At 47.2% G+C, this 13,099-nt stretch carries 14 protein-coding genes; 9 read left to right on the top strand and 5 right to left on the bottom strand.

All coding sequences use genetic code 11. The annotated features are described in order from the left end of the window. The first annotated feature begins 17 nt into the window (after positions 1-17). From QUA07_RS03635 to QUA07_RS03625, 3 genes are all read left to right on the top strand, one after another. Positions 18-302: a peptidase gene (locus tag QUA07_RS03635; RefSeq protein WP_333322743.1), complete on the top strand. Its 285-nt coding sequence runs from the start codon at positions 18-20 to the stop codon at positions 300-302. 134 nt (positions 303-436) lie between these two features. Continuing rightward, on the top strand, positions 437-730 hold the full coding sequence (locus QUA07_RS03630) for a hypothetical protein (protein ID WP_333322742.1): 294 nt from the start codon (positions 437-439) through the stop codon (positions 728-730). Further along, the gene (locus tag QUA07_RS03625) at positions 717-1,046 is read left to right on the top strand and encodes a type II toxin-antitoxin system PemK/MazF family toxin (protein WP_333322741.1); all 330 of its coding nucleotides are present in this window, start codon (positions 717-719) and stop codon (positions 1,044-1,046) included. Before QUA07_RS03630 ends, QUA07_RS03625 begins: the two co-directional genes overlap by 14 nt. A gap of 95 nt (positions 1,047-1,141) precedes the next feature. On the opposite strand, the gene QUA07_RS03620 is transcribed toward QUA07_RS03625, so the two are convergent. Next, a complete protein-coding gene (locus QUA07_RS03620) occupies positions 1,142-1,609 on the bottom strand; it encodes a DUF29 domain-containing protein (protein ID WP_333322740.1) in 468 nt (155 codons plus the stop codon). A 202-nt stretch (positions 1,610-1,811) separates the two neighbouring features. Between QUA07_RS03620 and QUA07_RS03615 the strand changes: the two genes are divergently transcribed. Together QUA07_RS03615 and QUA07_RS03610 are read left to right on the top strand one after the other, a co-directional pair. After that, the gene (locus QUA07_RS03615; protein ID WP_333322739.1) at positions 1,812-2,957 is read left to right on the top strand and encodes an iron-containing alcohol dehydrogenase family protein; all 1,146 of its coding nucleotides are present in this window, start codon (positions 1,812-1,814) and stop codon (positions 2,955-2,957) included. Positions 2,958-3,056: 99 nt separating this feature from the next. Next, complete coding sequence (locus QUA07_RS03610) at positions 3,057-4,238, top strand: aspartate aminotransferase (protein ID WP_333322738.1); 1,182 nt, start codon at positions 3,057-3,059, stop codon at positions 4,236-4,238. A gap of 133 nt (positions 4,239-4,371) precedes the next feature. Here the strand turns inward: QUA07_RS03610 and QUA07_RS03605 are convergent, their stop codons facing one another. Together QUA07_RS03605 and dapF are read right to left on the bottom strand one after the other, a co-directional pair. After that, positions 4,372-5,514, bottom strand: a complete 1,143-nt coding sequence (locus QUA07_RS03605; RefSeq protein ID WP_333322737.1) for a hypothetical protein — start codon at positions 5,512-5,514, stop codon at positions 4,372-4,374. Positions 5,515-5,743: 229 nt separating this feature from the next. Then, positions 5,744-6,586: a diaminopimelate epimerase gene (gene dapF, locus QUA07_RS03600; protein WP_333322736.1), complete on the bottom strand. Its 843-nt coding sequence runs from the start codon at positions 6,584-6,586 to the stop codon at positions 5,744-5,746. Positions 6,587-6,898: 312 nt separating this feature from the next. Here dapF and QUA07_RS03595 point away from each other — a divergent pair, with 312 nt between their 5' ends. Further along, entirely contained in the window at positions 6,899-7,111 is a 213-nt protein-coding gene (locus QUA07_RS03595) for an Hfq-related RNA-binding protein (protein WP_333150164.1), read from the top strand. Between the two features lie 183 nt (positions 7,112-7,294). Here QUA07_RS03595 and QUA07_RS03590 read toward each other — a convergent pair whose 3' ends face one another. Further along, positions 7,295-9,610, bottom strand: coding sequence for a cation:proton antiporter domain-containing protein (locus QUA07_RS03590; protein WP_333322735.1), 2,316 nt, complete (start codon positions 9,608-9,610; stop codon positions 7,295-7,297). Positions 9,611-10,151: 541 nt separating this feature from the next. On the opposite strand from QUA07_RS03590, the gene QUA07_RS03585 reads away from it, so the two are divergent. Further along, positions 10,152-10,391 carry a glutathione S-transferase domain-containing protein gene (locus QUA07_RS03585; RefSeq protein ID WP_333322734.1) on the top strand — a complete coding sequence of 80 codons (240 nt, stop codon included), beginning with the start codon at positions 10,152-10,154 and terminating at the stop codon, positions 10,389-10,391. 36 nt (positions 10,392-10,427) lie between these two features. After that, positions 10,428-11,489 (top strand): NADH:flavin oxidoreductase/NADH oxidase, encoded by a 1,062-nt coding sequence (locus tag QUA07_RS03580; RefSeq protein WP_333322733.1) that lies wholly within the window; start codon positions 10,428-10,430, stop codon positions 11,487-11,489. Between the two features lie 215 nt (positions 11,490-11,704). Here QUA07_RS03580 and QUA07_RS03575 read toward each other — a convergent pair whose 3' ends face one another. Then, on the bottom strand, positions 11,705-11,932 hold the full coding sequence (locus QUA07_RS03575) for a hypothetical protein (protein WP_333322732.1): 228 nt from the start codon (positions 11,930-11,932) through the stop codon (positions 11,705-11,707). A 40-nt stretch (positions 11,933-11,972) separates the two neighbouring features. Here QUA07_RS03575 and QUA07_RS03570 point away from each other — a divergent pair, with 40 nt between their 5' ends. Beyond that, the gene (locus QUA07_RS03570; RefSeq protein WP_333322731.1) at positions 11,973-12,878 is read left to right on the top strand and encodes a D-hexose-6-phosphate mutarotase; all 906 of its coding nucleotides are present in this window, start codon (positions 11,973-11,975) and stop codon (positions 12,876-12,878) included. Positions 12,879-13,099: the final 221 nt, after the last annotated feature.

Genomic DNA, 13,099 nt, shown 5'->3' with positions numbered 1-13,099 from the left:
CCAAACTTTCAACCACTATGAAGAGAGCATTTCGCAAGTACCACCGCATTCTAGGCCTTATTGTTGCTTTGCCGATCGCGCTGACTGTCTTGACTGGAATGGTGATCACAATTGTCCGAGAGTGGCCGCTTGGTATAGAAATTTCATCAAGATTCTTGTTAAAAATTCATACAGGTGAAATCTTTCACCTGCAAGCAATTTACCCGATTTTAAACGGCTTGGGAATGATTGGCTTGCTAGTGACTGGTTTAAGTATGTCGGGTGTGTTTGGCCGGAAAAAGCAGCCCACCTCCCACGATTAAAACCACAGAGGTGAGGAACTTTGGCCGGTTATATTGTTGGACTGGCTAGAATCAGGAACGCTCTCACCTTTGAGAGTCGTGACAATATATGTAGGTAACGCAGAAATATAACAAAGCTGAAGGGTAAAAATTCAATGAAACCCACTATTGATGTCGAACAAACCGTGTCAGAAAATTTGCGACTTCTGTCGATAGAAAAACAAGAGGAAGTGCTCGATTTCGTTCAATTCCTCTTGTACAAAGCCCAACAGACAAAGCAGTTTAGCATAAGTTCCGAATCTGGCACTTCAACAACAGAAACACCGCCTCTCCAGCGCTCGCTACTAGACGGCGAAGACTATTTAATTGACCCAGCTACTACTCGCAGCCACGACGCTTTTTTGAAAGGCTACGCACCCGAAGACGAAGGACTTTATGACGACTATTGAGCCTGGTGATTTTTGGGTAGCAAATATTCCCTTTACAGGCGGCGCAGGCTCTAAAAAACGCCCCATACTTTTACTGTGGTTGGATGGCGAGGATGTGGTAGCAGCAGTCGTTACCTCTGCAAAACCCCGCAGCCAAACTGATGTATTTCTTAATGATTGGTCTGCCAGCGGTTTGCGCGTTGCTTCAACAGTACGCTTGTCTAGATTAGATTGTCTGGAAAAGTCTTTGTTGCTAGCAAAAATCGGGCAAATTTCTCAACCAGATGCAGCAGAAGTGAAACGAGTCTGGGATTTGTACGTTAAGCCTCAATTTTAATAACATATAAAGGTTCTGCGTAAGTCCCGATCAGTAAACAGGTTAGGTTGAGAAACCAGGTGACTGCATCAGTCCAAAAAATGCGATCGCGCACATTACTCAAACTTTTCATCTTCTAAAGCGCCATCCGACAAAGTATATTCATCTTCAAAAACTTCTGACCAAGAAAGTGAGGTTAATTGACATTTTTTACCCATTTCATCCTCGGCATCTTTCACCGCAACTTTAAAACATTTCTCCCAGACAGACTCAATAAAATCACGGTTTAAACTAGGCATTTCTTCTTGACTTTCTTCAATCTCACGCCGCGCCGAACGAATACTAATAGCCCAGCTAGCAGTTCGTTTCTCAGGTTGAGATTTCCATTTAATAATATGAAGCATTAAACGAATTAACTGGCTTTTTACTGCTCGTTTTTCGGTTCTTCCCATTGCTTCAATTAAAGATTCTAAACCTGCCGTTGCTTCCATAGATTTTCCTTCTTTGAGAAGTGTCTGGACTGTGACAGCCGTTTGATAATGAGAACACACTGCTAACCAGTCCCAATCTTGTTTAGTCAGCATTGCCCTATCCTTGAAATTGCTTATATTCCTAAATTTATCATAGCGATCGCCCTCAACTGGGCCCTCCCGATCCCATCCCCAACCACAATACTTAATAAAAACTTTACAAAACTTACCCGATCGCCCAACATGGGTTAGAGTTATCCTAGAAAATCCAGCAATCCTGCAAAGCGTCAACATTCTCGTCACTTATCCAGTTTCGATGACTCAAACCCAAAGCACCAAAACCGCCACCGCACCAGCAATTTATTCCTTGACAATTGCTCCCGCCTGTGTGTTGCGGGGTCGATCGGCGATCGCACAAGCCGGAGATGCGATCGCCCGTTTCGGAAAGCGGCCGCTAATCGTCGGCGGCAGCAACTCCCTCGCCGCCGCCCAACCCTACCTGCAACCAATCCTCGAACAGCAGCAGTTAAAATCCGCCGAAACAGCTTACGGCAAGGATTGCAGCGAAACCTGCCTCGAAACCCTCCGCGCAGCAGCCCAAACCCATCAAGCCGACTTCATCATCGGTGTCGGCGGCGGCAAAGCCTTAGACGCAGCCAAACTCGTCGCCCATCAGTGCAAAATCCCGATCGTCACCATACCCACATCAGCAGCCACCTGTGCCGCTTGGACAGCCCTTTCTAACATTTATTCAGAACAAGGTGCATTCCAATACGATGTCACATTAGCCAGATGTCCCGACTTATTAATACTTGACTACGGCTTAATTCAAACCGCACCGCAGCGGACATTAGTAGCAGGAATTGGAGATGCGATCGCCAAATGGTACGAAGCATCAGTCAGCAGCGGACACTCCGAACAAACCCTGATAATTTCGGCCGTTCAACAAGCTAGAATACTGCGCGATATTTTATTCCAAAAATCAGCCGCCGCCCTCAAAGAACCCGGTAGCGAAACCTGGCAAGAAGTCACAGATGCAGCCGTATTGCTAGCAGGAGTAATCGGCGGAATTGGTGGCGCCCAATGTCGCACCGTCGCCGCCCACGCCGTCCACAACGGCCTAACTCATCTATTAGCAAGTCACGGCACATTGCACGGCGAAAAAGTTGCCTACGGCATTTTAGTACAACTGCGACTAGAAGAAATGCTGCAAAACAATCAACTCGCCGCTAGCGCCAGACAGCAACTGCTAAAATTCTACGCCGAGATTGGATTACCCCAAACTTTAGACAACCTCGGACTCGGAGACATTACCATAGCAGAATTGCAGCGCGCCGCCGATATCGCCTGCAATCCCAATTCCGACATCCACCGACTGCCTTTTAAAGTTGTTCCCCAACAATTAATGGCAGCGATGGTTTCTACCACCGCACCTGTGGGAGAATTAAAGATTAAGAATTAAAACAGTTTGTAGTAAGGACTAAAGTCCTGAAAAGGCTGTGCTAGCAAGGACGAAAGTCCTTACTACAAACCAGGAAAACTGACAACTGACACAAAATAAATGACCTTGGATTGGATTAGCCCTGCTGACAGGTTGCAAAAACTACCGCCCTACGTATTTGCCCGTCTCGACGAACTCAAAGCCCGCGCCCGCGAACAAGGACTCGATTTAATAGACTTAGGAATGGGAAACCCCGACGGTGCCACTCCTCAACCAGTAGTAGAAGCCGCTGTCGCAGCCATCCAAAATCCTGCAAATCACGGCTATCCACCATTTGAAGGAACTGCCAGTTTTCGCCGTACTATTACTAAATGGTACAGCCGTCGCTACAATGTTGAACTCGATCCAGAAAGCGAAGCATTGCCTTTGTTGGGTTCTAAAGAAGGTTTAGCACATTTTGCGATCGCCTATATCAATCCAGGGGACGTAATATTAGTACCGAGTCCTGCTTATCCCGTATTATTTCGCGGGCCAATCATTGCGGGTGCAAAAGTTCACAACATCATCCTCAAACCCGAAAATGACTGGGTAATTGACTTAGCCGACATTCCCGACAGCGTAGCCGAACAAGCCAAAATACTCTATTTCAATTATCCCAGCAATCCGACTGGAGCAACTGCACCCCGCGAATTTTACAAAGATATTGTGGCTTTCGCACACAAGCATCAAATCTTGCTGGTTCACGACTTGTGTTATGCGGAATTAGCCTTTGACGGCTATCAACCGACAAGTTTATTAGAAATTCCCGGCGGTAAAGAAATCGGCGTCGAATTTCACACCATGTCCAAAACTTACAATATGGCAGGCTGGCGCGTCGGTTTTGTAGTAGGAAATAGCAAGATTATTCAAGGTTTGCGGACATTAAAAACTAACCTAGATTACGGTATATTTTCCGCATTGCAAACAGCAGCAGAAACAGCACTGCAATTGCCGGACAGTTACTTGCACGAAGTGCAGAATCGTTACAGGACTCGCCGTGATTTCATGGTGGAAGGATTGGCAGAATTAGGGTGGAATATTCCTAAACCTCTGGCTGCAATGTATCTTTGGGTTCCCTGCACTCGCGGCATGAGTTCTACTGATTTTGCCCTGAATGTTTTGCAGCAAACGGGTGTTGTGGTGACTCCTGGTAATGCTTTTGGGCCGGGCGGCGAAGGATATGTGAGAATTAGTTTAATTGCAGATTGCGATCGACTGGGAGAAGCCCTGCGGCGTTTGAAACAAGCAAACATTCGATATTAGTCATTAGTCATTAGTCATTAGTCATTAGTCATTAGTTATTGGTTATTTGTGGGTTGTTAGTTGTTAGTTCTTATTGGTTATTTGTTGGTGATAATAACCAATAATCAACTAACAACTGACAACTGACAACTGACTATAACGTTTTAATTTGCTCAATCACCCAATCAAAAGTTTCCATAACTTGGTTGAGGGCAGATTCATCTTGCAAAGTAAACAAAGCCAGAGTCGGCGACCTTCTCTCACCCGGTTCTGTAGGCAGCGACAGACCGATCGAACTCAGCTTACTTCTCAATTCCAGCCAATTTTGTTCCGCATTAAAAGGCTGCTGGGAACCATAATTATCAGCAGAAATCTCCATTCTGCCAGCAATATCTACAGTGAATAACTGATAGGGCTTTCTGCCCTTTTGAGGCAATTGAGCGGCGAAACCGCCGTAGGCATCCCCCGTTCCCCACTGGATTTGAACTTCGGGTTCTTGACTTTTTGCCCACAGGTAAATTTCTCTTGCCATTTGCGCCTCGTCCGCGCCTCGTCTAGCTTTGATTTCCGCAAAAAATGAAGATTCATCCCAGCGCCTTCTTTCGCGCGTTGCGCTGGATTTTTTCTGCTGTGCTTCGGCTGTCTGACCGATCACTCTGGGAACCAGCGTTTTCAAACCGTCTTCGCTTACATACTGCTTAATTTCCAGGGCCAAAACTTCAACCGGGTCCATTTGTTCGTTGAGAAATTCCACAACTCGACGCATTTCAGCGGAAATCTCGTCAGCTACAAACACTAAGCGAACTTTACCAGCTTGCAAATTAGTTTTAACCTTCTGCCAAAATAGGTCTTCATTAGCATCCGCACCGAGAAACTCTTCAAAAATCTGTTCAGGATCGCGACCCCGATCGCGACAATTAGCTTCAAACAGAGCAATAATTGAATCGATGGGCCAGTAAAACAACGCATTAGCAGCATAGTCGATCGACTGACCCAAAACTTTTTGCCGCAGTTCGGCATTCGGAGTTCGCCGCACATCCACCAAAGTAGGAACGGCATTTTGGTCGAGAAACAAATGATCCAGCGACCACTGCACCGCTGTTTCCTCATCGCTGGGTGCAGCTTCCCGCGAAATTAACAGCCACCTGCGCGCCGTCGCGCGATCGATTTGGTCTCCCGCGATCAAATTAGGATAAGTTACTAGCAAGTCTTGTAACTGGTCTTCCGAGTCGTAGGGCTGTTCCATCATTTCTACCAGCCTGTCGTCGTCCTGAATCAGATAAATACCTCCAGCCATGCCAGCCCACCTACTTAATTTTAGATTTTAGATTTTAGATTTTAGATTTTAGATTTCAGGCTTAGTTATTAGTCTTCAGTCTTCAGTCCGCAGCCAATAACTTCTGAAGGCGGAAGGCATTAGTCAGAATTCAATAAAAATTTTGAAGTCAATAATTTTTATTGTTTGTTAATTCAACAAAAAATCCCTTCTGACTAATGACTGATGACTAATAACTGATGACTAATGACTAATCACTAATACAACCAGTAAATACTCGCTGTGCCGGCCCAGTCATGTAAATCCGCCCAGAAACTTCTGCCCATTCGATTTCCAAAACGCCGCCGGGGAGTTCAACCGCAGTTACCCGATCGCACTTGCCTACCAACACCCCAGCTACCACAGCAGCACAAGCACCAGTCCCACAAGCTAGAGTAACACCCGCGCCTCTTTCCCACACCCGCATTTTTACATAGTCTGAACGTACCACTTCAATAAATTCCGTATTGGTACGCTGCGGGAATGCTTTGTTGTGCTCGAATTGAGGCCCGACAGTTTCTAAAGCAATAGCCGCAACATCCTCTACAAACGTAATGCAGTGAGGATTACCCATGCTGACACAGGTAACAGACCAAGATTTATCAGCAACTTCGATCGGCACATCTATAGCTTTGGCATCCGCTGCAGCCAAAGTTGTCGGAATTTCCGCCGCCAGCAGCCGGGGCACTCCCATATCCACCTTAACCTGACCGTCCGATCGCAATTCCGGGGTAATCACACCAGCCAGAGTGTGGATGCGGTACTGAGTTTTCGCCTCTGACCCTTCCAAATCGGCGATAAACTTAGCCAAACAGCGAATCCCGTTGCCACACATTTCCGGTTCCGAACCGTCGGAGTTAAAAATCCGCATCGTATAGTCAGTGTCGTTTTGACCCGGAAGAGCAAATATCACACCGTCTGCGCCAATCCCGAAATGTCGATCGCACAAATCCACAGCTTGTTCTGGCGTGATCGCCGGTTCTGACGAGTGGCGGTTGTCAATCAGAATAAAATCATTTCCCAGTCCGTGATACTTCGCAAACTCGATCGGCATAAAAACAAACCTCTTTTGGTTAAAACTGATTAGATAATTTGCTGACCAAATTACCCATTTCCCAGTATTATAAAACTTTATGCAATTTATAGTCCTTTCTACTGAAATATAAACAAATATAATATTTATAACTCCACAGGGATATCTAATTAATGCTGATGTCAATGGCTCAATGAATATCGGTCGAAAACTAGCTACCAACTAATTTCTCTCTCATCGGGTACAGGCACTTGTAGTTGCGGCAGTAAGGGTTAAACGGTATAAAGAGAAGAATATGGTTTAAGGTAATATTTGACTATATTTTTCTGAACTATGTCTGAATTTGAAACCGGATTGCCCAGCGTTCGCTTAATACAAAGCTACATCAAAGACAAAAAACAGGTGGAGATCAAACTCCTTACCGGCGACTTAGTAGCTGGCAGAATTTTTTGGCAGGATAATAGCTGCATTTGCCTCCTCGATCCCTCAGAAACACAAATTCTGATCTCGCGACCAGCCATTGCTTATCTCAAACCCAACGGCTGAGAGTGGGGAATGGTGAATGGGGCATGGGGCATGGGGCATGGGGCATGGGGCATGGGGCATTGTTGACTGTTCGCTGTTGACTGTTCGCTGGAAAGCTCACCACTGCCAACTGCCCACTGCCAACTGCCCCATGCCCCATGCCCACTGTCAACTGCCCACTGCCCACTGCCCACTGCCCGCTGACTAATCGCTAAACAGCTTTTCGATGACTTGGGCCTTGACCAAAGGCAGCTTTAAAGCAGGTTGTGGCACCGGTGGTGAGGCCGTCCGCTGCATCAAGCCGAGCTCGTAGAAGCCGCCACACAGCAGCAAACGATCGCCTTCTTGCAAATTGCTACTTCCGTCGGGCCAGCGAGTAAATTTCCCTTCCCGGCGGATCGCCCGCACCTGCACCCCGTACTGGGTCAGCACATCTACCTCTGACAGTTTTTTGCCCGCCCAAGGGCTCTTTGCTGGCAGCCTCAGCCACTGGCAAGAACTGTCACCCTGCGGTACTGCAACTTCCCCCTTCGCCAGCAACTCAAAACTGATGAGTTCTTCCGGTTCTCCCACTACAAAAAGTCGATCGCCCGGCTGCAAAGCTGTCTTCCCGTTAGGATAATCAATTTCCTCGCCATTCTCGCGGACGATCGCCATCACACTGACGCCTGTCAACTGGCGCAGGTTAGTTTCTTCCAGAGTCATGCTGGCAATGGGAGAACCCGACGGCAAGCTGTACCACTCGCTGTTCATATCTCGAACTGCCACTTTCAAATCCCGCGAAACCGCCAAAGGTTCGCGCGGTGGCCGCAATTCCAGATAGCGGCTGCTGCGAATTTGCTGCACTTCCCGCCCGATCGCCATTGCCGAGATCCCAATACTAGCCAACAAGTGGGCAGACAGTTCTAAACTAGCCTCAAACTCCGGCTGCACGACTTCCCAGGCCCCCAGTTGGTAAAGCAGTTCGATATCTTTATCTTGGTTGGCCCGCACCACAATATCCAAATCCGGGACTAATTCTAAAGCCCGCTTCAGACACAAGCGAGTGCTCATGGGATCGGGAAGGGCGATCGCCATTGCTTTTGCCCGTTCCACCCGCGCGGCTTCCAATACGTGCAAGCTGGCAGCATTCCCGTAAATGTAAGGAATTCCTTGCATTCTGCACTCTTGAATTCTACTTTCTGACTCATCGATTACCACAACAGAACAGTTGCGGCTTTGCAGCATTTTGACTAAAATTCTGCCGACTCGCCCGTAGCCACAAACCACAACATAATTTTGTTCCGGCAAACTTTCAGCTATTTCCACAGGTTGAGATGTTTCGTCAAAATAGCGCTGCAAAGGCCCGAAATTTTCCGCCCATTTCAATAACTGTGGCACGCTTCTCAACACAAACGGAGTTAGCACGAGGGTGACGGCTGTCGTTCCTAAAATTAACAGGTAAACGTCCCGCGAAACCAGCCCCATAACTTGGCCGGCACTAGCGAGTACAAAGGAGAATTCTCCTATTTGAGCTAAGCCCAAACCTGCGATCAATGCTGTTTTTAGTGGATAGCCAAATAGTCGGACGATCGGCGTTATAATCAAGAATTTGCCGACAAATACTATAAATACCAGTCCCAGAATTACTTCTAGATGGTTCCACAGAAACATCGGGTCAATTAACATCCCGATAGTGACAAAAAATAAGGATGCAAAAATATCTCGCAAAGGCTCGACATAAGTTAGAGTTTGGTCGGCATATTCCACCTCCGAAATCATTAAACCCGCCACAAATGCGCCCATCTCGATCGAAAAACCCAAATATTCTGTAAGCAGCGCAATCCCTAAAGCCAAAACCACAACTCCCAGCAAAAACAGTTCCCGGCTTTCTGTTTGCGCGAGGTAGCGCAGCAACTGCGGTACGATCCAAATGCCCGCGACTACAGCACCGATCGCAAATAACCCGATCCGCAGCAGGGCCCACGCTACCGTCATGCCGATCGCCTCTGCTGGCTGATTGAGTGCGGGCAAAACTGCTAGCATTAGCCCCAAAGCCAGATCTTGAACTACTAATATTCCCAGCATGACTTGACCGTGGGAAGTACCGGATTCATTGCGTTCCATCAAGCATTTCAGGACGACTGCGGTCGAGGAAAGCGACAGAATCGATCCTAAAAACACGCCTTGAGCAGGCGATTCTACCCACCCTACAGCCAAGGAAATTGCAGTAGTAATGGCGATCGTCAGCACAATTTGCAAGCCCCCCCCGCCCAAACTAATGGTTTTAACTTTCTGGAGTTCGGCGAAAGAAAATTCCACTCCCAAGGCAAATAACAGAAAGGCAACCCCGAATTCAGCCAGGGTGTCTACCTGAATTAATTCTTTAATCAGCCCCAAACCGGCCGGCCCAACTACGATCCCTCCAAGGAGGTAGCCGAGAATTACCGGCTGTCGCAATAGCGATGCAAAGAGTCCTCCTGCTGCGGCAGCAGCGAGAACTAGAACTAAGTCAACGATCAGTCGGAAGTCTTCTTGCACAACTTTATGAAAAAAGTATAAAGTTATATTATAGTGTCTAATGTGTTGATTATGTTTAGTGGGTTGAATGTAGTTGGGGAGTCAGGGCAACTGCAACTATAGAACCAGGTATTTTCTGATACCAAAGAGTTTCACTCCTCAAAAGAAGCTTAACCTCTGGCAAGTAGATCGAGGCATTGCGCCTTGATTGAGGGTAATGTTTCACCTCAACGATATGAGCGCGGAGAGATTAAATCAAGTTACTTTATTTAATGAATTTCAGGCGGAATAAAGTGGTGTTGATTACTTTTTTCTATTGGGCGGTTTTATCACGGTTTACGTTCACAGATCGGCGCTCGGTAAAAAGGATTAGTTAACATCGTTTTTATTTATTCAAGCCCTGCTTGCGGATTTACCCGATATACTGGATAATTACTCAGGCACTTTTGTGTCTTTTTCTAGTAATCCCCGGTTTTGCTAACAATAAAGATTTAGGTTTTAGACAAGTGATTTGGTCGTTGCTCTTGATACCTCAAAATGACTTGTCCATTCGGGATGTAGGTTGGACAAAGCTGCCATCGCACCTGTAAAAACTGCACTAGAGGCGATCGAGTCCCTAACTGTAGGACACCCGTATTTGCTCGGTCACGAACTGAGCATTGCCGATTTTTACCTAATTCCGGTCTTCACCTACCTATCGCAGACCCCAGAGTACGAAGCAACGATGGCTCAAACTCCGAAACTGCGGACTTGGTGGAATGAAGTCAGTCAACTTCCCAGCGTCAAGAAAGTCTGTACTTGACATCTGTAGCATTTTATAAATCACGGGTTTACAACCATGTCGCATTTATTTGAGCCATTGGATCAACGTGGCGTTACCTTCCGAAATCGCATTGCAGTTTCTCCCATGTGTCAATATTCAAGCGTTGATGGATTCGCGAATGATTGGCATCTGGTTCATCTCGTCAGTCGAGCCGTAGGAGGGGCAGGGCTTGTCATGACTGAAGCAGCGGCAGTCGAGCCTGAAGGACGAATTACGCCGCAAGATTTGGGAATCTGGGACGATGCTCATATTGAAATGTTGGCGCGAATCGTCGAGTTAATTCACCGCAACGGTGCGGTTGCGGGAATTCAATTGGCTCATGCAGGTCGAAAAGCCAGTACAGCACTTCCGTGGGAGGGCGGCGATGTGCTTTCGGAATCTGAGGGAGGATGGACTTCGATCGCCCCTAGCGCCATTCCATTTAAACCCGATAGCCCCGCCCCCATTGCTCTGAGTATCGAAGAGATTCAGAAGCAGACGGCACTCTTTGTCAACGCAGCTCAACGCGCCCTAGAAGCCGGATTTGAGGTAATCGAGATTCATGCTGCTCACGGCTACCTACTACATGAATTTCTGTCTCCCTTGAGCAATCAACGGACTGATGACTATGGTGGCAGTTTTGAGAATCGCATCCGGTTTTTATGTGAAGTTGTACAAGCGGTGCGAAATGTTTTGCCCGATCGAATACCACTTTGGGTTCGCATCTCTGCAACCGATTGGGTTCCAAATGGTTGGGACATTGAACAAAGTATTGTACTCAGCGATAAATTAAAGTCACTGGGCGTTGATTTAATCGATTGTTCTTCAGGCGCAATTGTATTCGGTGAAAAGATTCCCACGGGTGCAGGTTATCAAACTATTTTTGCCGATCGCATTCGACGCGAAGCGAACATCGCCACCGGAGCCGTTGGTATGATTACTGCACCCGCCCAGGCTGACCACATCATTCGTACAGGTCAAGCAGATATGGTGTTACTTGCCAGAGAAATGCTGCGCGATCCTTATTGGCCGATGCGGGCTGCGAAGCAACTACGTCAGTCGGTGCCTGCTCCAATTCAATACGATCGCGCTTGGTAATTAAGCGGATTTGCGATCGTCGGTTTTACACAAATCCACTAGGAATAACTTTTTTAGTGTTTCTGTAAACCAGTCGCTCAATAAAGGCTTTTTTGATGCGGCCTCAAGTACAAGGCAGGTTCCCATTGCCGTGACGTGATTCGATGCGAACGCTAGCGGATGCAGTCACTCGGATAGCGCTCTTTGGCTTGTTTTAGGCGCATTTCTGGCAATTGTCACCTGAAATCACCCTCGAAGAGATGCGGAGTTTGGCGGCTGCGCCGTGTTTTGATGAACTGCTGCATTAGCTGGCTGACGGGGAACTCAGCAAGGTGTGTCGGTGGGTTCGATCGCACATCCCCTGGCGAGGTGTTGGCACTCCCAATTCGTTTCTCTGAGTGCATGATTGTGTCGATCGCACCTTCCCCCGTCCAACCCAACAATCTAATCAATCTCGCAACCATAATATCGGATAATTGTAAAGCAATTCACCAAGCCAAAAGCATGAGTATTGACCAATTAAACACAGACTACGGCATTGCCGGGAACCTCACCTTCGCCACCGGAAACGGTGGTTTCCCGATGATTCACATCGACAACGGCCAAGCCAAAGCCTTAATTTCTGTGTATTCCGGTCAAGTGCTCTCCTTTCAACCCGCCGCCGAAACCACAGACTTGATGTTCGTCAGCGAAAAAGCTTACTACGCCGAAGGGAAAGCCATCAAAGGCGGTATACCCATCTGTTGGCCCTGGTTTGGCCCAGATCCCGAAGCCTTGGGGCGTCCGAGTCATGGGTTTGTGCGGAATCGCCTCTGGAATGTGCTAGAAACCGCCACAACCCCAGACGGCGCAACCAAAGTCACTCTCGGACTCAAGGATACCGATGAAACTAGAGCAATTTGGCCCCAAGCCTTTGAACTGGCGATCGCAATTACGATCGGCACCAGCCTCACGATAGAATTAATCACCCGCAATCTAGGCGACAAAGCATTTCCCCTCACCCAAGCTTTCCACACCTATTTCCAAGTCGGCGATATCAACCGCGTGCAGATTTTAGGCTTAGAAAATAGCCAGTATCTTGATAAAGCGGATGGTGGTGTCGAAAAAACTCAAGTGGGTGCAGTAGTAGTAACAGGTGAAGTCGATCGTATTTATCTTGATGTCACCAATGAATTAGTCATTGACGATAGCGCCCTCAATCGTCGGATTCGCATTAAATCATCTGGTAGTAAATCCGTCGTAGTGTGGAATCCCTGGGTGACAATTTCTGCAAATATGGCCGACCTTGATGATGCAGATTATCAGCGTTTACTCTGCGTAGAAACGACCAATGCAGCTACAGATATTGTCGAAGTTCCCCCTCATGGTGAGTTCCGCTTGCAGGCAATTTACAGTGTGGAACGCGACTAAGAAATTAGAGCTTAAGCTTAGCGGTGATGGGGTCAAAATTCTCCGTCAGCGGGTCAACATTTCAATTGGATATTTTGGGCGTTGCTCAAATCCCACCCACAAGACTGGGATTGTTTCTTTAAATACAACTTAAATGCCGATTAGCTGATTGAATTGAAAAACTCTGTCACCCTAATGACTAATAATACCAAATCAAAAATTTCTCCGCTGTTTATTTCTTA

It is taken from the genome of Microcoleus sp. T3_A4, assembly GCF_036700465.1.
GTDB lineage: Bacteria > Cyanobacteriota > Cyanobacteriia > Cyanobacteriales > Microcoleaceae > Microcoleus.
Note: the sequence above shows the minus strand (reverse complement) of the source record. Positions and strands in the feature narration are given on the sequence as shown.